We start from the raw sequence: 20,866 nt of genomic DNA on the forward strand, positions 1-20,866 counted from the left end.
TTACAGCTGGTAGGTGGAGTTGATGATGGCGCCCTTGCGGGCGTAGTGGATCAGCGCGTCCTGGACGTCGAGGGGGTGGGTGGGGATGACGCCCTCGATGAGGTCCTCCTCGCGGGCGCCGTGCAGGGAAAGCCCGAAGCGGCAGCAGAAGACCTTGCCGCCCTCGGCGATGAACGTCTTGAGCTGGTTGTTGATGTTGTGCTCGCCGGGGAACGCGGAGTTGCCGACCGTCGGGAAGCCGCGCGTGGCCAGGCAGTTCAGCGAGCCCGGGCCGTAGAAGTAGATGGCCGTCTCGAAGCCCTTGCGCAGGGCGCGGGTGGCCTGGAGCACGGCGACGAAGGAGACCGAGGACTCGTGGGCGATGCCGTGGACGAGGGTGAAGTAGGTCTCGCCGTCCTCGGCCTTGTAGTCGGGGAAGACCTTGGTGTCGCCGTAGATGCTGGTGCCCTCGGGGAGGGAGGGGTGGGGGATCTCGTTGAGGGACTTCTGCTCGATCTCGCTGAGTTCGATGGTGACGGTGGATTCGGACATGGCTGTCTCCTTGTGCGTACGGGACTTGGGAGGGGGAGGTCGGTCAGTCGTAGAGCGCGGCGAAGGTGTCCCTGAAGACGAGTTCGCCGAGGGCGCCGCCGCCGGTCGCTTCGGCGAGTCGGGCGTACTCTCCGGTGAAGTCGCCCCACGGCTGGTCGCTGGCGAAGAGCACCCGGTCGTGTCCGATGCCGCGGCGCTCGATCTCCTGGGCCAGCCAGCGCGGCGTGAAGCCGATGGCCCAGGAGAGGTCGGTGTAGACGCGCTTGCCGGACTCGATCCAGTCGAAGAAGCGCGACCCGACGAGCTTGATGTGGCCGCTCATCCCGCCGCCGAAGTGCACGAGATGGACGGGGACCCGGTCGGCGTACCAGTCGACGAGGTGGCCGACCTCGTCGATGTCGGAGGCGGCGCCGGGCGAGGTGTGCACGTGCACCACCAGCCCCCGGCGCGCGGCCTCGGCGAAGATGCGGTCGAGCATCGGCCGGCAGGCCGGGTCGGTGGGGCGTCCGCCCAGCAGGAAGCTGAGTTTGAGCGCCTTCACGCCCCGCTCTCCGGCCAGCGCCAGTGCGTGTTCGGTGCGCTCCGCGTCCTCGGGGCGCGGGGACACCCAGAGCCCGGCCCGGATCCGGTCGTCGCGCTGGGCGGCCTCGATCGCCAACTCGTTGAAGGAGAAGGCGATCGCGGGGTCGGGGACGCCGTAGTTCGGGATGACCAGGGCGCGTTCGGTACCCTCCGCGTCCAGGTCGGCGATCAGCTGCTCGACCGTGGCGCGGGCGGTGGTGTCGGGATTGACGGGCGGTCCGCCGTAGAAGGGGTACGCGGGCAGGACGCCGATGTGGCGGTGTGCGTCGTGGACCATTCTCTCGTCCCTCAGCCGATCGGGAGCGCGGCGGCGAGTTCGCTGGGGGCGCCGGTGAGGGTTCCGCAGACGTCGGCCAGGCGGCGGGAGGCTTCGATGTGGTCCGCGAGGAACTCGGCGTCCCGGCCCACCGCTTCGAAGCGTCCGGAGCCCCACGAGTACTGCCAGGGCAGGCCCAGGAAGTACAGGCCGGGCGTGCTGGTGACGCCCCGCCAGTGCATGGGGTAGCCACGGCCGTCGAAGGCGGGTGTCTCGACCCAGCGGTGGTCGCGGGTGAACCCGGTCGACCAGACGACGGAGGTGATGCCGGAGGTCTCCAGGTCCAGTGGGGCCGCCTGCTCGGACGGCTCCCACACCGGTGTGTACCGGGGCTCGTCGGGTGCCTGGACGCCTCGCGCGGCGATATGCGCGTCGATGCTGTCCTTGATGCTCTCGGCGACGGCGTCCGCCCGGTCGAGGTTGGTCTTCAGGTCGTCGGCGAACTCCAGGCGCGTACCGTCGATGCCGGTCAGCCGTCCGTACAGGCGCATCCCGTCGCGGGCGAAGGCGCGCAGGTCGATGTCACGGCCGCCGTCCCGCCCGGTCACATAGTGGTTGACGCGCATCCGGACGGCAGCCGCGTCATCGAACTCGTCGATGCCGCGGGCGTAGTGGCCCATGTCGTCCAGCCAGGCGACACAGTCCCGGCCGCGGTAGAAGCGGGCGACGCGGGGTGCGCTGCCGACGGCCAGATGGACCTGGCGGCCGGCCAGGTGCAGGTCCTCGGCGATCTGGCAGCCGGACTGTCCCGTGCCGACCACCAGGACGCCCCCGTCGGGGAGTTGTCCGGGACTGCGGTAGCGGGAGGAGTGGATCTGCTCGACGCCGGCGGGCAGCCGCTCGGCCATCCGAGGGACGGAGGGGGTGTGGTAGGGGCCGGTGGCCACGACCACCTGGTCGGCCGTGAACTCGCCTTCGCCGGTGGTCAGTTCGAAGACTCCGTCGGCGCTGCGGCGCAGTCCGGTGACGGCGACTCCCTCCACCAGCGGGGGCCGGAAGAAGGCGACGTAGTCCTCCAGGTACCGGACGATCTCGTCGCGGACCATGAAGCCGTCGGGGTCGTCCCCCCGGTAGGGGAAACCGGGCAGTCTGCACTGCCAGTTGGGGGTCACCAGGCAGAACGAGTCCCAGCGCCGCTCCCGCCACTCGTGGCCGACCCGGTTCCGCTCGAGGACGATGTGCTCGATGCCGCGCTCACGCAGGCAGTGACTCACCGACAGGCCTGCCTGACCGCCGCCGACGACCGCGACCGGGTAGTGCGCCCCGGCCGGCCGCCACGCGGTCACCGTGTGCTCCCGTCGGCGTTGCGCAGGGCCTCGACGGTGACCCTCGCCCCGTCGAGGGAGGCGTACACGGCGGCGGTCTTCTCGATCAGGGCGAGTTGGCCGGACGCCCCGGTGCAGGCGAACCCGTACTTCTCGCGTACCCGGTCACTCGCGATACCGAGCGCCGTCCGGCTCCGCGCCACGAAGTCACCGAGTTCGTACACGCCGCCCGGGGTGAGGTAGTCCTCGATCACCGTGGAGGGTGAGTAGCAGCGCTGGGTCTCTCCGTCGGGCCAGCGCACATGGAAATACAGCTCAGGCATGAAGTCCTCCATGCGAGGCGCCGAGGCGTTGACACCTCGCCGCTGCTTGTGAGGTCCACTTCAGCCAGCGGGAATTACCGAACGAGGTCATCCGGACTAAAGCGGGGTTACGGAGTCCTCACACCGAGTGGCGCACCGGCCACACAGAGTTGCCTCTGAGGCAAAACCGGGCGCGCCCTCGCGTCGTACGTCTCGCCCCGGGCGGTTCAGCCCTGGGAACGGTCCACGGCCACCGCCGCGGCCGGCTTCCGGCGGTTCGCGACGAGGCCGCCGGCGGCGCCCAGCGAGACCAGCCCCATGCCGGCGGCGGTCGCGATCCCCTTCACGCCGTCCATGGTCAGGTAGCAGAACGCGGCCACGCCGCCGTTGAACAGGAACAGGAACCACAGCGTGGACGACTTCGACAGAAACGCCTTGATCTTCGGCTTCTTCGCGATGCGCGAGCCGGCCAGCATCGAGACGGCGATACCGGTGTAGGTGGCCACGTTCTTCTGCGTGCCGTCCAGGACGGTGCCGGAGGCGGTACTCGCGACGAGACCGCCCACGAAGAACGACCAGAGCAGCAGGTTGGCGACGAACGACTTCACGGCGGCGAGCAGCGTCTTCACGGGACTTTCCTTAGGGCTGGGGGACGGGCAAGGTCTCTTTCGACCTCTGCCGACCACGATCCCGTCACCCGCTCGCCGTCACGAGGGACCGCCCTCCCGAACCCCTGGTGTAGCCCGCTACACCAGGGGTTCGACGACGCGCGCCAGGTCGCGCAGATGGACCGCGAGCTGAAGCCGCAGCGCGTTGTCGGGCTGCTGCCAGTCGGGGCCGAGCAGACCGCCGATCCACCACGCCGGCCGACGGCGCCCCGCTCCCCGGCGAGCAGATGTCCGGCCTCTTCGGCGTCCCGGGCGGCAAAGACGTCTCCCCGGAGCTGCCGTGGAGGGCGCTCCAGAGGGCACCAGGAGCTACGCCGTGACGCCCTCGCCGTCCGGCCGCCCCGCCGTCTCGCCGTCCGGCCGTCTTGTGGGATGAGAGGCTGATCGCGGCGGGTCCGGCCTCCGGGTTCGCCGCAGGAATTCACCGAAGAACAAGGAGTGTTCGTGCCCGAGTCGCAGCCGGTTCCGCAGGCGGTGCTGAGCCCGCTCACCAACTCCGCCGTCTTCCTGGTCGTGACCGTCGATCCCGGCGGGGAGCAGGTGGTGCGGGAGCTGCTGTCCGACCTCGCCGGTCTGGTGCGGTCCGTCGGTTTCCGGATCCCGGAAGGGGCGCTGACCTGCGTCACCGGCATCGGATCCGACGCCTGGGACCGGCTGTTCACCGGTCCCAGGCCGGCCGAGCTGCATCCCTTCAGGGAAGTGGCCGGCGCCCGGCACACCGCGCCCGCCACCCCGGGCGACCTGCTCTTCCACATCAAGGCCCGGCAGACGGACCTGTGCTTCGAGCTGGCCACGCAGCTGATGGACCGGCTGCGGGGCGCGGTCACCGTCCGCGACGAGGTGTCCGGGTTCAAGTACTTCGACGAACGCGATCTGCTCGGCTTCGTCGACGGCACCGAGAACCCCACCGGCCCCGCCGCGGACACCGCCGTCGTGATCGGCGCCGTCGACCCGGAGCAGGACCCGGACTTCACCGGCGGCAGCTACGTCGTCGTGCAGAAGTACCTGCACGACCTCGAGGGGTGGAACGCCCTGCCGGTCGAGGCGCAGGAACGGGCGGTCGGCCGCCGCAAGCTCTCCGACATCGAGCTGCCCGACGACCTCAAGCCGGCCGACTCGCATGTCGCGCTCACCTCGATCACCGACCCCGACGGCACCGAACGGCAGATCCTGCGCAGCAACATGCCCTTCGGCGCGCCCGGACGCGGCGAGTTCGGCACGTACTTCATCGGCTACGCCAGTAGCCCGACGGTCATCGAGCGCATGCTGGAGAACATGTTCATCGGCGACCCGCCGGGCAGCCACGACCGCCTGCTCGACTTCTCCACGGCGGTCACCGGCACCCTGTTCCACGTACCCACCGCCGACTTCCTGGAAGGCTGAACGTCACCCAGGCGCGGTTCGGCTGCGGTAGGCGTCATTGACCGGGTTCCGTGCGGCTCTTAGCGTGGAATACGTTTACCGAGCCAGCACAGGAGTGCCCTCCCATGTCATCGCCGCTCCCCATCGCTCTCTTCGCCATGAATCCGGTGCATCTGCCCGAGCTGTTTCCGCCCCGGCTGATGACCCGTCTCCAGGAGCTCGTGCGGATCGATCCCGCGCTCGTCGTGCGGGACTTCTCCGATCCCGCGGCGGCCGCGACCCTGGCCCGGGCCGAGGTGCTCGTCACGGGCTGGGGCTGTCCCCCCGTCGACGCGCGGGTGCTGGCGGCGGCACCGCGGCTGCGGACCGTCCTGCACGCGGCGGGCAGCGTACGTCACCTGGTCGGGGAGGCGTTCTGGGACCGCGGCCTCACCCTCTCCAGCGCGGTCGAGGCCAACGCGCTGCCCGTCGCCGAGTACACGCTCGCCGCGATCCTGCTGGCCGGCAAGGACGCCTTCGGCCTGCGCGAACGCTTCCGGTCCGAGCGGGTGCACCCCGGCCCCACGGATTACGCGACCGTCGGCAACCTCGGTCGCCGGGTCGGGATCGTCGGCGCCTCCCGTGTGGGCCGCCGGGTACTGGAACTGCTGCGCCCCTTCGACCTGTCGGTGAGCCTGTACGACCCCTACGTCGACGCCGCCGAGGCGGCCGTGCTCGGCGCCGCCCCGCTGCCGCTGGACGAACTGCTGCGCACCAGCGACATCGTCAGTGTGCACGCCCCGGACACACCGGAGACCCACCACATGCTGAGCCGCGAACGGCTGGCCCTCCTCCCCGACGGAGGAGTGCTGATCAACACCTCGCGGGGCGCGCTCATCGACCACACGGCGCTCACCGAGGAGCTGGTGAGCGGCCGGATCAGCGCCGTACTCGACGTCACCGACCCCGAGCCACTGCCCGCCGACTCCCCGCTCCACCGCCTCCCGAACGTGTTCCTGACCCCGCACATCGCCGGCTCGCTCGGCAACGAACTGGCCCGGCTCGGCGGCACCGTCGTGGCGGAACTGGAGCGCATGGCCGCGGGCCTGCCGCTGGCGCATCCGGTCCACCGGACCACGCTCGCCAACAGTGCCTGAAGCATCGGAAAACGGTTACTACGCTAACTTCGTGATGTGACGGTGAAGGGAACCGGGTCCGGCGCCGGTCGTGAGCCCAGAACCACCAAGCGTCGACGGAGCAGCTCCGCGGCGCGCGAGGGGCCGAGCACGATTCGTGACGTCGCCGTGGCGGCGGGCGTTTCCGTAGCGACCGTTTCCAGGGCACTCGCCGGCAACTACCCCGTCTCCGCGGCCACCCGGGACCGCGTCATGGCCGCGGTGGAGTCGCTGCACTACGTGGTGAACGTCCACGCCAAGGCGCTCTCCGGGCGGGTCGCCGGGCCCGTCGCCCTGGTCCTGCCGGACCTCACCGGGCCCTCGCTCGCCCATGTCGCCGCCGGTGTCGAGCAGGAGGCGGCGCTGCGGGGCAGGCTGAGTCTGGTCTGTGCCACGCACGGGAACCCGGAGCGTGAGGACGAACTCGTCCGGCTGATGCGCGAACAGCACGCGGCGGCGGTGGTCCTCGTCGGCGGGGCGGTGCAGGACGAGCCCTACCTCCGGCGCATGGCCGAGTACGCGCGTGCCCTGGACGCGGCCGGGTCGCGGCTGGTGCTGGTGGGCCGCCCGCCGCTGCCCGGGGACCACCCGGTGACCGTCGTCGACTACGACAACCGCGGCGGCGCATTCCAGGCCGCGGACCATCTCTTCGTCCAGGGGCACCGCCGCGTCCTCTTCCTGGGCGGCGAGCCGCACCTCAGCACCGCGGAACAGCGGCGCGAGGGCCACCTCCGCGCGCTGCGCGCACACGGAGTGCCCTATGCCGAGGAACTGGACGTCCCCGGTGTCTACACCCGCGTCTCCGGCCACCGGCGCACCCGGGACGCGCTCCGGGCGGGCATCGGCTTCACGGCCGTCGTCGCGGGCACCGACACGGTGGCCCTCGGCGCGCTCGCCGCGCTCCGCGACGCGGGACTCGACGTCCCCGGGGACGTCTCGGTGGTGGGCTTCGACGACGTCCCGTTCGCCCCGGACCTCAACCCCCCGCTCACCTCGGTCCGGGTGCCGTACGAGGACCTGGGCCGCACGGCCGTACGGCTGGCCCTGGAACGGGGCGACCGCCTCACCGGCGACGACCACGTGGTCCTGAGCACCCAGCTGGTGATCCGTCAGTCGGTGCGCGGGCGGTGACCCGGTGTACCAGGTCCGCCCAGGTCGCCTGGAGACGGGCCGTGGGCACCTGGCGTTCCCGGCGCAGGTAGTCCGCCGTCTCGAAGCCCACGAAGGCGAGCAGGGCATGGGCGAGCAGGTCGTGGTCCCCGTCGGTCCCCGTCTCTCGCAGGAGGGTCGAGACGTGGCGGTGGAAGGCCCGTCCGGTGTCCGCGCCGTGGCGGCGCTGGTACATCACCTGGCGTCCCAGCGCCGCCCCCAGGTCCGCGTCGGCGCCGGTGCGCGCGATCAGGGCGCTGCCGAACGCCACCAGTCGGTCCCTCGCGGGTGCTCCGGGCCCCAGCGGCGGCGGGCCTGAGGTGTACGCCTCCTGGAAGACGGCCTCGGCCTCGCCGAGGAGGGCGAGCAGGAGGCCGTCACGATCGCCGAACCGGCGGAAGAGGGTGCCCTTGCCCACCCCGGCCGCCTCCGCGACCGCCTGCATCGTCACACTCTCGGCTCCCTGTTCGGCCACCAGGTGCGCGGCGGCCTCCAGAAGCCGGGCGCGGTTGCGGGCGGCATCGGCCCGCTCGGCGGTGCAGCCTTCCGGGATGACGTCGTCGCTGTCGTGCATGGCTCTCCTCGGTGTGCATCCTCGGCGCCGGCCGATGTTAGCGACGCGGACCGGCACCGGGATCCGGCCCCGGTCGCATTCGCCATCGGCAATTGGGCTTAGGACTTGAGACTTATGTTTTCTGTCGAATTCACGGAAACCCGCGGGGTGCGTTGACCGGCGCCGGGAAAATCTCGCGGGAAATGCATAACGATTCCGCAGCACCACACCCGCGGCTGCTTTAGGGTCGGATTCGTGAAGGATCACATTGATGATCCCGCCCCTCGGCTCACCTCCGCGAGCGGCGGCGTCGACCAGGTGCGTGACTATCTACGGCTCATCGGCCGGGTGCGGCTGCTGACCGCCGAGCAGGAGGTGGAGCTCGCGAAGCGGATCGAGGCCGGTCTGTACGCCGAGCGCCGGCTGGTGGAGGAGCCGGACCCGGACCCGGAGTTCGGGCGGGAGCTCCGGGCTCTCGCGGAGGACGGCCACCGGGCGAAATCCCACCTCGTGGAGGCCAACCTCCGGCTGGTGGTCTCCCTGGCCAAGCGGTACACCGGCCGGGGACTGCTCTTCCTGGATCTGGTCCAGGAGGGCAACACGGGCCTGATCCGAGCCGTCGAGAAGTTCGACTACGCGAAGGGGTTCAAGTTCTCGACGTACGCGACGTGGTGGATCCGGCAGGCCATCACCCGGGCCGTGGCCGACCAGAGCCGTACCATCCGGATCCCGGTCCACATGGTGGAGATCGTCAACCGGGTGGCGAGGGCCCGGCGCGAGTTGGTCCAGGACCTCGGCGTCGAACCCGCGCCCGAGCTGCTGGCGGAGAAGGCCGACGTGTCCGTGGAAAGGCTTGCCGAGGTCGAGGGATACACCAGGGAGCCCGTGTCCCTGCACACGGTTCTCGGCGACGACAGCAGCGCCGAGATCGGCGACCTGATCGAGGACACGGACAGTGTCGCCCCCTGGGACGGCGTCATGTACGCCCAGCTGACGCAGACGATCCGGGATGTCCTGGCCGACCTGACCGCGCGCGAGGCCGGGGTCATCGCCCGCCGGTACGGCCTCGCCGGCACCCGGCCGCAGACGCTGGAGGAGATCGGCCGGGTGTACGGGGTGCCCTGCGAGGTGGTCCGCCGGATCGAGTCCAGGACGATGTCCAAGCTGCGTCACCCCTCGCGGCAGCACGCGTTGAGCGACTACTTCGGCGGCGTGTGAGCCGCCCCGCCCGCAACCACCGGCACGGAGGCCCCGTCCGCCACGCCCTCACCGCGGTTGTTAGCCTCGGCGGTGTGAACGGTTCCCCCCTGCCCGGCCGAGACGCGCGATGAGCGGCGTCGATTCCTGCCCGCTCGGTGCCGCGACCAGCCTCGCCGAACTCGCCCGGGATCCGCATCCGCGACTGGCGCTGCTCCGTGCGCGCGAGCCGGTGTCCTGGTTGCCCGAGCTGGGCGGCTGGCTGGTGACCCGTCGTGACCTCGCGCTGAGCGTGATGCGGGACGCCGAGAGCTTCACCGTCGACGACCCCCGGTTCTCCACCGCACAGGTCGTCGGCCCCAGCATGCTGTCCCTCGACGGCGATCAGCACACCCGGCACCGGGAGCCCTTCACCGCCCCCTTCCGCCCCCGGGCGGTGCGTGACGGTTTCGCCGCGTTCATCGAGCGGGAGACCGACCGGCTCATCACCACGCTGGAGCCGGCCGGCGCCGTCGAACTGCGGCGGGCCTTCGCGGGACCGCTCGCGGTCGCCGTCGTGACCGAGGCGCTGGGGCTGGTCGGCGCCACCACGGACACGGTGCTCGACTGGTACGACTCCATCGTGCGGTCGGTGTCGGACATCACCGCGGGGCACGACGCGGGACCCGCGGGCGCCACGGCGTACGCGCAGCTGAGGACCGCCGTCGAAGCCACCGTCGCCGACCGGGACGCCGTCTCCCTCCTCGCCTCGGCAGCCGGGCGGCTGACCGTGCCCGAGGTGGCGTCCAATGCCGCGGTGCTGATGTTCGGAGGCATCGAGACCACCGAGGCGATGATCACCAACGCGCTGCTGCACCTGCTGCGGCACCCCGGCCAACTCGCTCTCGTGCGGGCCGACACCGAGCTGCTGGACGGCGCGATCGAGGAGTCGCTGCGCCTCGAACCCGGCGCGGCGGTCGTGGACCGCTACGCCACCCGTGACCTCGTCCTCGGCCCGGCCACGATCCGCCGCGGCGACCTCGTCACCGTCTCCCTGACGGGGGCCAACCGCGACCCGGCCGTCTTCTCCGACCCCGACCGGTTCGACGTCCGCCGGGAGAACGCGCGTCTCCAACTGGCCTTCGCACACGGCCCGCACCACTGCCTCGCCGCGCACCTCGCCCGCCTGGAGACCCGCATCGCCCTCCAGCGCCTGCTCGAACGCCTCCCCGGCCTGCGCCTCGACCCCGACCACCCCACGACCCCGTACGGCCTGGTCTTCCGCAAGCCCATGACCCTGCACGTGCGCTGGAGCCGGAGGACACCATCCGGCTGACGGCGCTGCTCGGTCAGGTGGCCCAAGCGGTCCGCGACGCGTGACGGAACCGTACGACGGACGCACCCGGTCAGCCGGACGAGTCCGAGCGTGTCCCGCGATCAGCCGGGGTGCCGGGTGGGTGACCAGCGTGTGTCGCGGGGCGGCGGAGACACTCCAGCGAGGGTCTTCGTGCCGGCGAGAACGGCCAGGCCGATGGGGATAGAGAACGTTCCCCCTGTGATTGTTTTCGCGCTTGACGGGGCCGGCAGATTTATGATCGAGCAGCGGGAAAAGGAATTTCCCGAGACCATGAATCTGCCGACGCTGTCACATCAGGATGCCGGTCAGAAGGTGAGTTTCCAGCTGTCGATATAGCCGGTGTCGATCGAGTAGATGTCCTGGACGCGGAGCTTCCATGTGCCGTCGGCCGGTTCGGCGGAGGCGTCGGCGGTGTACGTCGTGTGGACGTCGTCGCCGGAGTCGTCGGAGTCGTCCTTCAGCCGGTACGTCGTGCCGCCGGGGCCGACCAGGTCGATCACCAGGTCGCCGCGGTAGGTGTGGACGATGTCCACCGAGACCTGGAGGGTGGTGGGGGCGTTGCCGGTGCGGCCGGTCACGAGGAGCGGGGACTCGACCGGATCGCCCGCGTCGGGGATCCGCACATCGCCCGGGTTGACGAAGAAGTCGCCGCCGGAGGCGATGACGCTCCAGGCGAAGTCGGCCTCGGCCCCGGCCCCGGCCCCGGCGCTCACCGTCACGGTCGGGGTGAACTCCCCCGTCTCGGCGGGGATGCCGGAGATCACGCCGGTCTCGGGGTCGATGGCCAGCCCGTCAGGCAGACCGGTGGCCTCGTAGGTCAGGCTGTCCGGCCGGGTGGTGTCCGCCGTGATCCTGAGCGTGGCGGGCTGGCCGATCGCGGATTCCTGGCCGGCGGGCGCCGTCATCGCGATGTGGTCGACGAAGCGGGGGCCGACGTTCACCGCCGCCCAGGTGTTGCCGACGGCCTCGTACGCCTCGCTGGACCGGCCGAACAGGTCGGCGGCGGCCTGGAGGGTGGCGACGCGGGCGCCCGCGTAGTCGGTGGTGGACGTCATGTACGTGGTCAGCGCCCGGTACCAGACGTTCGTGGCGTTGTGCAGGCCGAGGCCGGGGACCGGCTCGCCGTCGTGGGTCGGGCTGTCGTAGGCGACGCCGTTGACGGTCTTCTGTCCGCTGCCCTCGGCGAGGAGGTAGAAGAAGTGGTTCGCCACGCCGGAGGAGAAGTGCGGGTCGAGCCCTTCGGTGTCGGTGGACCAGTAGTCCTGCGAGATGCCGTCCTTGGAGGGCTGGTCCATGTAACGCAGCGGGGTGCCGTCGCCGTTGATGTCGATCAGTTCGCCGACCTCGTAGTCGGGCACGTCGTTGGGGTTGTCGGTGAAGAACTCCACGGCGGCGGCCATGATGTCGCTGCTGCCCTCGTTCAGGCCGCCGGACTCGCCGTTGTAGTAGTACAGGTCCGCGGTGGCGCTGGTGACGCCGTGGGTCATCTCATGGGCGGCGACATCGAGCGCGGTCAGCGGGTTCGCGTTGTTCTCGCCGTCGCCGTAGAGCATGCAGAAGCAGTCGTCGTCCCAGTAGGCGTTGACAACGTTGTTCCCGTAGTGGACCCGGGAGGACGCGCCGACGCCGTCGTCGGCTATGCCGTCGCGGCCGAACCGGTCCTGGTAGAAGTCCCAGGTCTGCTGGGCGCCGTACGCGGCGTCCACGGCGGCGGTCTGGCGGTTGGCCGGGTCTCCGTCGCCCCAGATGTCGTCGGCGTCGGTGAAGAGCGTGCCGGTGCCGCCCACGGCGCCGTTGAGGTCGTACGTCCGGTGGCCGCCGCGCTGTGCGTCGGTGAGCTCGTAGACGTCGCCGTCGAGCGTGCTGCCGAGGCTGACCTCTCCGTTGAACCGGCCCTTGCCCACGCCGGCGTGGATGGTCTCGAACTCCCGCAGCTTCTTGCCGCTCTTGGCGTCGGTGACGACGTGCACCTCGCGCGGCGAGCCGTCGTCCTCGACGCCGGTGACCACGGACTCCCAGGCGAGGGCGGGCGCGCCGTCGGCCGCCCAGACGACGAGTCGCGGTGCTCCGTCGGCCCGCAGTTGCCCGGTGCCGTCGGCCTTGGCGGCGGCGAGCGCCGACTTCCTGGCCGTCGACGCGGCGACCGTGGCATCGGTCGTCGGTACGGACACCGGAGCGTCGGTCGCCCTGGAGACGGTCCGGGCGGCCCCGCGCTGATGGACCACCAAGTCACCGCCGAGGACGGGGAGTCCGGCGAAGGTGCGCTCGTAGCGGGTGTGGACGGTGCCGTCGGCGTCCTTGATGACGTCCTTCGGCAGCAACTTCTCCTGGGCGCCCAGCTTCAGGGCACCGGCGGTGGCGGTGGCGGAGTTCGCCGCGGATTTCAGCAGGCCGGCGCGCTGGGCGGGGGTGAGCGGGACGGGGGCCGCGCCCGCTCTGGGCTGCGCGGTGATCCGGGCCTGGTTCGGCTGGGCGGACGCTCCGGCCGTCGGGGCGGTCGCGGCGGCTATGAGGGCGGTCACGACGACCAGCGCGCCTTGCGCGGCGCGCTGGGGGCTACGAGAGGGTCTGGGCCTGCGGGGACGTAAGGATCTCGGCACTCCTGCTCCTCCGGGGAGAACGGGCGATGGGTGTCGTGCCGCGCGGCGTGAAGATCCTCACATCAAAGGTCACCCATGTCATGCCCCAAACAAACAATTGTCCGGAATGAGGTCTTGTCGTTCATGTCCGAACGGGCGTAGGGCGAGGGCGACATGCGCCTTTACACGCAGTCAACATTTGTCTCACAGGTGCCTCCTCAGCCACATCAGCTCCTGGGGATCAGTCGGGCCGTGACCGTCTTGGGGCGCTGGTACTCGTGCAGGGCCAGCGTGCTGAGGTCCGTGCCGTGGCCCGAGGCGCCCCGGCCGCCGTGCGGGAGTTCGGCGGTCTGTACGAGATGGCAGTTGAGCCAGGTCTCCCCCGCGTCGAGGCGGCCGGCCAGCTCCAGCCCGGTGGTCAGGTCGCGGGTCCACACGCTCGCCGCGAGTGCCTGCGGGACTCCGTCGGCCAGTGCCAGGGCCGCGCCCAGGTCGTCGGCCCGCTGAACGGTGAGGAGCGGGCCGAAGACCTCCTCCACCACGGCCGGGTCGTCGTCGGGGAGGTCGGCCAGGATCCGGGCCGGGCGCCAGAAGCCGTTCTCCTCGCCCGGGCGCGGGGCGATGTCGGCCGCGATGCTGCGGCCGGCGGCGGAGGCCTTGACGAGGCCGTCGTAACGGGCCAGCTGGTCCGGGTTGTTGAGCGGGCCGAAGTCCCGTCCCGCGAGGCAGTCCCGGGCCGCCGCGGCCAGTCGCTCCACCGTCTCCTCGTAGTTCTCGCGCAGGGTGATGACCCGGGCGGGGGCGGCGCAGCTCTGTCCGGCGTTGTAGGTGCAGGCACGGGCCAGTTGGGCCCAGGTGTCGTCGGGCGCGTCGGGCAGGACCAACGCGGGGGCGTTGCCGCCGAGTTCGAGGCTGACCCGGCGACCTGCGGCGCGTGCCGCCACATCGGCGCCGGCCGCCGCGCTGCCGGTGAACGCGACCATGTCGACGTCGGCCCCGACCAGTAGCCGGCCGGTCCGCCGGTCGCCCGGTACGGCGGTCAGGACGCCCGGGCCGAGTGCCTCGGCGGCGTGCTCGGCGAGGAGTTCCAGGGTGTCGGGGGTGGTCTCGGCGGGTTTCGCCACGACCGTGTTGCCGGACGCCAGGGCCGGCGCGCACCGCCAGGCGGCCATCATCAGCGGGTAGTTCCAGGGCACGACGACGCCGACGACCCCGAGGGGTTCCCAGCGCACCCAGCTCTCGTGTCCGTCCACCAGGCGTCCGGCGGCCGGGGCCTGCTGGGCGCGGACGGCGGAGGCGTAGAAGCGGAAGAGGTCCGCGACCTGCTCCACCTCGCCGGCCGTCTCACTGTCCGGCTTTCCGGTGCCGGCCGCCTCCCGCTCGACGTAGGCACGGGCGTTGTCCTCGACCAGCGCCGCCAGCCGCTCCAGCCGGCGGGACCGCTCCCTGGGGGTGAGGCCTCGCCAGCCGGGCAGGGCCGCGCGGGCGGCGTCGACGGCGGACCGCACCTCGCTCTCGCGCGCGACGGGGGAAGTGCCCCGGACCCGGCCGGTGCGGGGGTCGATGAGGGTGGTGTTCACGGTGCGGTCGTCTCCTCGGTCCGTTCGCGGAAGTTCACAGGTCGTACGCCCGCAGCCACAGCTCCAGGGTGAGCACCAGCCACAGCTTGCCGCCCTGCCGGGGCAGCAGGGTTCCCTCTCCGCGCAGCCAGGTCCGTACGGTGTCGGGCCGGAACAGCCCCCGCCGTCGGGCGGCCCGGCCGAGCAGCAGATCACCGCCCAGCTCGCGCAGCGGCCCGCTCAGCCACTGCTGCACCGGCACCCGCATCCCGCTCTTCGGCCGGTCGACGACGGTCGCGGGCAGCAGATCCCGTACGGCCTCCTTCAGCACCCACTTCTCGGCCGTGCCCCGGAGTTTGAGCGCGGGCGGGGTGGCGAAGGCGTGGTCGACCACCCGGCGGTCGAAGAGCGGGGCGCGGCCCTGGAGCCCCTGGGAGGCGGTCAGCCGTTCGACCTTGGTGAGGATGTGATGGGCGCCCTTGGTCCGCAGATTGCAGTGGAGCAGTTGGTTGAGGAGGTGGGTCATCCGGTCCGGGCCCGTCAGATAGGGCTCGACGAAGCGTTGCGGGGCCGGCGCGGACGCCAGGGCGGACAACGCGTCGGCGGTCAGCAGGTCCGGGAGGTCGGTCCAGCACTTGCGGTAGGACCGCAGATAGGCGGTGGCCCGGTCCTCGTACCAGGGCTCCCCGGGCGCTCCCGGAGCCCCGGCGTGCATCTCCTGGACCAGCATCGGGAGGTTCTTCGGGCCGCCGAACACCGGGTCTCCGCCCTCCCCGTTGAGGACGGTCCGCAGCCCGTCGCCCGCGACCGCCTCGGCGAGCAGCAGGTTGGGCACCGTCAGCGGGTCGCCCACCGGGCTGTCGAGCAGGGCCGCGGTGTCGGCGAGCCGTGCCGCGACGGCCGTACCGGAGACCGTCAGCACCCGGTGCCGGGTGTGGCAGTGCGCGGCGACGAGGCCCGAGTAGCCGAGTTCGTTGGGGAGTTCGTCGCCGAAGCTGATGGAGTAGGTGTGGACGGGGTGGCTGTGCAGCTTCGCGGCGAGTGCGGTGACGAGCGAGCTGTCGATCCCGCCGGACAACAGGACGCCGACGGCCTCGGCCTCGGGCAGCCGCCGTGCGGTGGCCTCTTCGAGGAGCGCGCGCAGGGTGAGGACATGGTCCTCGGATCCGTCGAGTTGCTCCCGGGGTTCCCAGTGGACCGTCTCGGTCACGGTCCCGTCGGCCGTCAGCCGCAGTACCCGGCCGGGGAGCACCTCGCGTACGCCCTCCAGGAGCGTCTCCTCGCCCGGCAGATAGGCGAAGGTGAGGAAGGAGCGCACGGCGGACAGGTTCATGCGGGTGCCGAGCGCGGGCCAGCGGCGCAGGGCGCGCAGGGAGGTGGAGGCCGCCCAGGCGCCGGCGGCGCGGGCGTAGAACAGGGTGCGGGCGCCGACGTGGTCGCGGATCAGTACGAGATCGGCGCCGTCCAGGACGGCGAGCGCGAACATGCCCTCGGCCAGCGCGACACCCCGTTCACCGAGCCGGGCCCAGCAGCGCAGCAGCAGTTCGCCGTCGCCGCAGCCGGATGGGGCGGGGGCGCCGTCGGCGGTGAGGGCGGCGCGGAGTTCGGCGCGGTTGTGCAGGGTGACCTCGCCGACGGCACGCATCCCGTGCGCGTCGAACGGCCCCTGGGCATGGCCGGGTTCGTCCCGCACGAGGGCAAGGCCCGGTGCGAGAGCCGGGGCGCCCATGGCGGCGAGGTGCGCGTCGGCCGCACCGGGGCGAGCGCCGGGGTGTCCGCTTGCCGACGCGAGACAGACGCAGAAGCGCGCCATCGTGGGTCCTTTCCTGTTGCCGCGTCACCGGAGACTCGTCTGCGCGCGGTCAGCCGAAGTCGTCGTCGCTCCAGCCGCCTCCGTCGTCGCCCCAGTCCCCGCCGTCCCAGTCGGCGCCGCCGTCACCCCCGCCGCCGTCGCCGGCGTCGTAGCCGTACTCGCCCCCTCCGGAGGAGGAGCTCTGCGCCTGCTGGCGCAGTACCTCTTCCTCCTCCGGTGTGAGGGCGAGCGGCGGGAGCTGGGCGGCCGTGACGGCGAGTCCCGCCACACCCAGGCCGACGAGGATCGCACCCATCCGGCCGCCGAACGACGTCCGGTTGATCATGAGGGTGTCGCCGCGCCCCCAGAGGGTCCGGCCGTAGCCGAGGTCCCGCCCGTAGGTCACCGTGCCGTCGGCGAGGGCGCGCTTGACGATCCTGTCGCCGAGGAGTTCGTCGGTGCCCGCGCCGTCCTGGTTGTCGTGCCAGCGCACCACGCCGCCGGGATCGCGCCGCCGCCATTCCTGCCGGCCGTCCTCGTAGGTGCGGTGGACGCTGCCGTCGGCGAGCAGTTCGTCCGTGTAGCCGATTTCGCGTGGGCGGATCATGCGCTGCGGTCCTCGGGTCTGGATGGCTCGGGCATACGGTCCTCGGGTCGGAGTCGGGGTCGGGGTCGGGTCATGCGTCGGGCCAGGTCAGGAACCCGGCGGTACGCAGTTCGCGCAGGTCGCCCCAGACGGAGTGGCGGGGCGGCCGGGGGCCGCGGGTGAGCCGCAGTACGGCGCGCAGGAGCTTGGCGGGCTGCACCGCGGCGACCTCGGCGAACCGGCCCTCGGCCAGCCACTCGGCCTCGGCGGGCCTGAGCCCGGGCGGCAGCGGGCCGAACGGCGGCAGCGGGCCGGGCCTGCGGCCGGACACCAGCCGCAGCGTCCGGGCGTGCCGGGGCACCAGGCCGAGCGAGGCGACCCGGACACCGGGCACCGGCCCGAGCCCCTCGCGCACCCTGGCGGGCAGGGCGATCCCGGCGGGACTCGCGTCGTGCAGGACGTGCACGGTGGCGCCCCCGGCCCGCTCCAGGGCCGCCACCAGCCGGGGGTCCAGCGGCAGATCGTCCTCGGCGCTCAGGACGGGGCAGCCCGCCTCCAGGTGCACATGGTTGGCCAGCAGCATCCGGGCGATGGCACGGTCCTGGCAGATCAGCAGCCGGGGCAGCCCGTAGTCGTGGAGATCGGGCTCCCGGGCCGCCCTGCCGATCGCCGGGACGGCGGTGGCCGGAGCGGGGAGCAGTCCGGCCGGCTCCCTTCCGCGCAGCGCCTCGGTGAACCGGGAGAGCCGCAGCGGCGGAGCGGGACTGTGCGGGATGCGCCGCACCGGCGCGGGCGTCGGCCGCAGGACGCGGCAGGTCTCGTAGTACAGCTGCCGCTCGGTGAAGCGGAGGCTCCCGGGAGCGGCGGCGCGCCGCGCGGCGACGGTGATCGCCCGCTCCAGCAGCAGCCGGCCTGCCGGGCTCATGGACGTCGTCATGTCGGTTCCCGTCCCTCACCGGTGGCCGGGGAGGCCGCGGGCCAGCTCATGAACCCGACGGCGGCGGCCTGTCGCCGTTGTCTGCCGGCAGCGGCGCGGGCCTCCTGTACGGCCCGTTCGACGGCCGGCTCCAGCAGGGCGGGGGGAACCGCGGCGACGGGGCTGGACCAGCCCTGGGTCAGCCATTCGGCCTCCTTGGGGGCGAGTTGCGCCGTCCGCCGCAGCCAGTCCGGCTGTTCCCGCAGCGTGCGCGCGGGCGGGTCCTCGTGGAGGGTCACGGCTCTGCGGTTGCCGAGGACCATACTCACCGGCAGCCCCGCGTCCACGACCGCCCGCCCGGGCCGGCTCGCGCGCACGTCGGCGACCAGCTGAAGGCCGCGTACGCCCGCGTCGTGGAGCACCACCACGGGTGCGGTGCCGGACAGTTCCTCGGTCTCGGCGGCGAGCGTCAGGTTCAGCCGTCGCGGAAATCCGTTGGCGGACAGGAAGACGCGGACCGCCCGGTCCGGGCAGAGCAGTTCGACCGTCTCCGGCTGCCGCCCCGGATCCCCGCCCGCGCGTGGGTCCGGGGACTGCTCGTCGTCGACGATTCCGGGCGGCAGGCTGCCGTACGTCTCCACCCACCGCACACAGAGTTTCGTCCTGAAGTCCCGCAGCGAGGGCACCACATACGCACGGGCTCGGCGGGCGGGCCGGGAGGGCTCCCCCTTCGCCACCAGGTACACGATGGCGGCCACCACGGCGCCCGCGCACCACAGGAGGCCTCCGTGGGGAACTCCCCGCACGGCGAGGCCGAGCCCCACCAGCCCCGCCGCCAGGACCGCCCCCGCCCAGAACCCGGCCCACCCCGGGCGTCCGGTCTCCGGAGCCGCCGGCCACGAAGGGTTGCCGGTCCGGGCCAGGTACCAGAACTGGGTGACGGTGACCTGCCGGCGTCCTCCGTCGGTGATCTTCTCGGCGACGCGCCGGATGCGGGTGTCGTGCATGCCCCGGCCGTCCGCCCTGGGGTCGAGGGCGAAGGGGCGCCCGCAGGCGGCGCACACACTGCCCGTGCGTTCCTTGCGCAACAGCCGGGCCTGGCAGTTGGGGCAGATCATCCGCCCTCCTCGGGCCAGGTCAGAAACCCCACGGAGGCGGCCCGCCGCCGCTCCGGATCGTCGGCCGTGCCCGCCCTTTCGACGGCCCGGGAGACGACGGCCAGCAGCTTGGCGGGCTCCACTCCGACCAGCGGGAACCCCCATCCCTTGCCCAGCCATTTCAGTTGGGCGGGGCTGAACTCCCCGCTGTGTTCGAGCAGTTCCATGGCGCGCGGCCCCGGCGGCTCGCCCCGCACGGGCACGGCGCGCGCGGAGCCGTGCACCGCGCCGAGCGGCAGGCCTATGTCGACCACCGGACGCCCGGGCTGTGCGGTGCGGATGCGGTGGGCGAGCAGCAGGCCGCGGGCATCGGCGTCATGGAGCACCAGTACGGGTCCCAGGCCGGGTGCGGCGGTCACTGCGCGCGGATCGGCGACCAGGGTGAGTCCGTGGTCGGCGGTCAGACCGGCGGCGTGGAGGAAGACGGCGATGGAGGGGTCGGGGCAGACCAGGACAAGCCCGTCGCCCGAGGGTGCGGGCGTCGTCGGGTAGTGGCTGTCGTCGATCACCCCGGGCGGCAGCGAGTGGTAGACGCTCTTCCACTCCTCCAGCGGGCCGGTGCCGAAGTTCTGCCGGGCGAGCCGTGGCCGGCCCCGGCCCACGCCCATCATCTCCGCGATCACGAAGCCGAACGCCGCGAGCAGGAACAGGCCTCCGACGACGACGGCGCCCACGACGTCCGAGCCCAGCCCGAGGAGCCCCACGACGACGCCGGCGACGAGCAGCACGCCGGCGCAGCCCATCTCGACATCGGTGTCCCGCAGCGACTTCCGGGACACGGCGTACCACAACTGTCCGGGTGTGCAGGGGACTTGGCCGTCCCGGGTGAGCTTGAGGGCGATCCGGCGGACCCGGAGGTCGTTGAGTTTGAGCAGGTTGGTCTTGGGGTCCAGGGCGTATCTGCGCCCGCACTTGCCGCAGACGTTGCCCGGCCGTTCTTTGCGCAGCAGGGACTTCTCGCAGTGCGGGCAGATCACCGGCGGCCCTCCAGTCCGTGCGCGAGGCGCCGCAGCCGGGCGGCCAGCCGTTCCCGTACGGTGGTGACGCCCGGCCCCCGTATCCGCTGGACCTGTTCGATGTCACGCAGGGCGGCGGCGAGAGCGAGGTAGTCGGCGCGGGCGAGGGTGGCCGTGCGGGCGCCAGTGTCCAACGGCTCGGCCGCCGCCCTGCGTTCGGCCTCCGGGGCGGTGATCGCGTAGTCCTCGTGGTCGATGCCGTAGCCGGTGTTGGCGGCCAGGATGGTCAGCGGGGTGGTGCCCCGGTTGGCGAAGGAGTGCGGCATCATCTCCGGGATCCGGATCAACTCGCCCGGGACCAGCGGGACTTCGGTGACCCGGCCGCGCTCGCTGTCGTAGAGGCCGCAGGCCGCGTACCCGAGGCTGAGGACGAAGTGCTCCCCGCCGTGGGCGTGCGGGGTGAAGGCGCTGCGCGGGCCGACGATGCCGAGTTTGACGGTGGCGTTGGAGGGGCGCTCGGGGGACGTGGCCGCGTCGCCGACGAGATAGTGGGCGAACTGCCCGTCGTCGATGAACCGCAGCAGGTCCCGCTCGGGTCCCAGGTCCCGGGCGCCGTGACGGTCCGCGACGACGACGGAGCCGTCCGGCCGCAGCCGGTACAGCCGTGCGCCCCGCGGCAGTTCCCCCGGTCCCGATGTGCCTGACACATCGTCATGTGCGCCGCCGAACAAGCGTGCCTCCCCCAAGTGCCGCTCACCTACGCATGCGTATGGTAAACCGCTGGTCCTGAAACACGACGAGGTCGGTCGACACCACCTTCGTGAATTCGGGCGGGAGGTCTGGCACCACACCCGCCCCATCCGGTATGTCATGCCTCTGACATCACCTCGCAGTGCCGGAGTGAAA

At 72.1% G+C, this 20,866-nt stretch carries 19 protein-coding genes and 1 pseudogene; 6 read left to right on the plus strand and 14 right to left on the minus strand.

The annotated features are described in order from the left end of the window. From ACFPIH_RS08210 to ACFPIH_RS08230, 5 genes are all read right to left on the minus strand, one after another. Positions 1–531, minus strand: a complete 531-nt coding sequence (locus tag ACFPIH_RS08210) for an MSMEG_0572/Sll0783 family nitrogen starvation response protein (RefSeq protein WP_381169715.1) — start codon at positions 529–531, stop codon at positions 1–3. Between the two features lie 43 nt (positions 532–574). Continuing rightward, the gene (locus tag ACFPIH_RS08215; RefSeq protein WP_381169717.1) at positions 575–1,390 is read right to left on the minus strand and encodes an amidohydrolase family protein; all 816 of its coding nucleotides are present in this window, start codon (positions 1,388–1,390) and stop codon (positions 575–577) included. An 11-nt stretch (positions 1,391–1,401) separates the two neighbouring features. Then, on the minus strand, positions 1,402–2,715 hold the full coding sequence (locus ACFPIH_RS08220; protein ID WP_381169719.1) for an MSMEG_0569 family flavin-dependent oxidoreductase: 1,314 nt from the start codon (positions 2,713–2,715) through the stop codon (positions 1,402–1,404). Next, the gene (locus ACFPIH_RS08225) at positions 2,712–3,017 is read right to left on the minus strand and encodes an MSMEG_0570 family nitrogen starvation response protein (RefSeq protein WP_381169721.1); all 306 of its coding nucleotides are present in this window, start codon (positions 3,015–3,017) and stop codon (positions 2,712–2,714) included. The genes ACFPIH_RS08220 and ACFPIH_RS08225 overlap by 4 nt, the downstream gene beginning before the upstream one ends. 206 nt (positions 3,018–3,223) lie before the next feature. Continuing rightward, on the minus strand, positions 3,224–3,625 hold the full coding sequence (locus ACFPIH_RS08230) for a hypothetical protein (protein ID WP_381169723.1): 402 nt from the start codon (positions 3,623–3,625) through the stop codon (positions 3,224–3,226). 224 nt (positions 3,626–3,849) lie between these two features. On the opposite strand from ACFPIH_RS08230, the pseudogene ACFPIH_RS08235 reads away from it, so the two are divergent. The 4 genes and pseudogenes from ACFPIH_RS08235 to ACFPIH_RS08250 form a co-directional block, all read left to right on the plus strand. Further along, positions 3,850–3,986: pseudogene (locus ACFPIH_RS08235) on the plus strand (YbhB/YbcL family Raf kinase inhibitor-like protein); the annotation flags it as partial. A 122-nt stretch (positions 3,987–4,108) separates the two neighbouring features. Beyond that, the gene (locus tag ACFPIH_RS08240; RefSeq protein WP_381169725.1) at positions 4,109–5,047 is read left to right on the plus strand and encodes a Dyp-type peroxidase; all 939 of its coding nucleotides are present in this window, start codon (positions 4,109–4,111) and stop codon (positions 5,045–5,047) included. Positions 5,048–5,151: 104 nt separating this feature from the next. Continuing rightward, positions 5,152–6,162, plus strand: coding sequence for a hydroxyacid dehydrogenase (locus ACFPIH_RS08245; protein WP_381169727.1), 1,011 nt, complete (start codon positions 5,152–5,154; stop codon positions 6,160–6,162). Between the two features lie 36 nt (positions 6,163–6,198). Next, complete coding sequence (locus ACFPIH_RS08250) at positions 6,199–7,311, plus strand: LacI family DNA-binding transcriptional regulator (protein ID WP_381169729.1); 1,113 nt, start codon at positions 6,199–6,201, stop codon at positions 7,309–7,311. Here ACFPIH_RS08250 and ACFPIH_RS08255 read toward each other — a convergent pair. Then, positions 7,244–7,903, minus strand: a complete 660-nt coding sequence (locus ACFPIH_RS08255) for a TetR/AcrR family transcriptional regulator (protein ID WP_381169731.1) — start codon at positions 7,901–7,903, stop codon at positions 7,244–7,246. The two genes, ACFPIH_RS08250 and ACFPIH_RS08255, sit on opposite strands and share 68 nt — an antisense overlap. A 234-nt stretch (positions 7,904–8,137) precedes the next feature. On the opposite strand from ACFPIH_RS08255, the gene ACFPIH_RS08260 reads away from it, so the two are divergent. Together ACFPIH_RS08260 and ACFPIH_RS08265 are read left to right on the plus strand one after the other, a co-directional pair. Beyond that, entirely contained in the window at positions 8,138–9,100 is a 963-nt protein-coding gene (locus tag ACFPIH_RS08260) for an RNA polymerase sigma factor (RefSeq protein WP_381169733.1), read from the plus strand. A 109-nt stretch (positions 9,101–9,209) separates the two neighbouring features. Continuing rightward, positions 9,210–10,394, plus strand: a complete 1,185-nt coding sequence (locus ACFPIH_RS08265; RefSeq protein WP_381169735.1) for a cytochrome P450 — start codon at positions 9,210–9,212, stop codon at positions 10,392–10,394. Between the two features lie 326 nt (positions 10,395–10,720). Here ACFPIH_RS08265 and ACFPIH_RS08270 read toward each other — a convergent pair whose 3' ends face one another. The 8 genes from ACFPIH_RS08270 to ACFPIH_RS08305 all read right to left on the minus strand — a co-directional run bounded on the left by ACFPIH_RS08270 (position 10,721) and on the right by ACFPIH_RS08305 (position 20,667). Further along, positions 10,721–12,937: a M4 family metallopeptidase gene (locus ACFPIH_RS08270; protein WP_381169737.1), complete on the minus strand. Its 2,217-nt coding sequence runs from the start codon at positions 12,935–12,937 to the stop codon at positions 10,721–10,723. A 284-nt stretch (positions 12,938–13,221) separates the two neighbouring features. Then, positions 13,222–14,574, minus strand: a complete 1,353-nt coding sequence (locus ACFPIH_RS08275; protein ID WP_381169739.1) for an aldehyde dehydrogenase family protein — start codon at positions 14,572–14,574, stop codon at positions 13,222–13,224. A 34-nt stretch (positions 14,575–14,608) separates the two neighbouring features. Next, positions 14,609–16,366 (minus strand): asparagine synthetase B family protein, encoded by a 1,758-nt coding sequence (locus ACFPIH_RS08280; protein ID WP_381169741.1) that lies wholly within the window; start codon positions 16,364–16,366, stop codon positions 14,609–14,611. A 49-nt stretch (positions 16,367–16,415) separates the two neighbouring features. Next, a complete protein-coding gene (locus tag ACFPIH_RS08285) occupies positions 16,416–16,952 on the minus strand; it encodes a hypothetical protein (RefSeq protein WP_381169743.1) in 537 nt (178 codons plus the stop codon). A gap of 70 nt (positions 16,953–17,022) precedes the next feature. Continuing rightward, positions 17,023–17,868, minus strand: coding sequence for a hypothetical protein (locus ACFPIH_RS08290; protein WP_381169745.1), 846 nt, complete (start codon positions 17,866–17,868; stop codon positions 17,023–17,025). Then, complete coding sequence (locus ACFPIH_RS08295; RefSeq protein WP_381169747.1) at positions 17,865–18,965, minus strand: hypothetical protein; 1,101 nt, start codon at positions 18,963–18,965, stop codon at positions 17,865–17,867. The genes ACFPIH_RS08290 and ACFPIH_RS08295 overlap by 4 nt, the downstream gene beginning before the upstream one ends. After that, positions 18,962–19,981 carry a hypothetical protein gene (locus ACFPIH_RS08300; protein WP_381169749.1) on the minus strand — a complete coding sequence of 340 codons (1,020 nt, stop codon included), beginning with the start codon at positions 19,979–19,981 and terminating at the stop codon, positions 18,962–18,964. Before ACFPIH_RS08300 ends, ACFPIH_RS08295 begins: the two co-directional genes overlap by 4 nt. Further along, a complete protein-coding gene (locus tag ACFPIH_RS08305; protein WP_381169751.1) occupies positions 19,978–20,667 on the minus strand; it encodes a cupin domain-containing protein in 690 nt (229 codons plus the stop codon). The genes ACFPIH_RS08300 and ACFPIH_RS08305 overlap by 4 nt, the downstream gene beginning before the upstream one ends. Positions 20,668–20,866 lie beyond the last annotated feature (199 nt).

The sequence above is a fragment of the Streptomyces vulcanius genome (assembly GCF_042653945.1).
Lineage (GTDB): Bacteria > Actinomycetota > Actinomycetes > Streptomycetales > Streptomycetaceae > Streptomyces > Streptomyces mangrovi.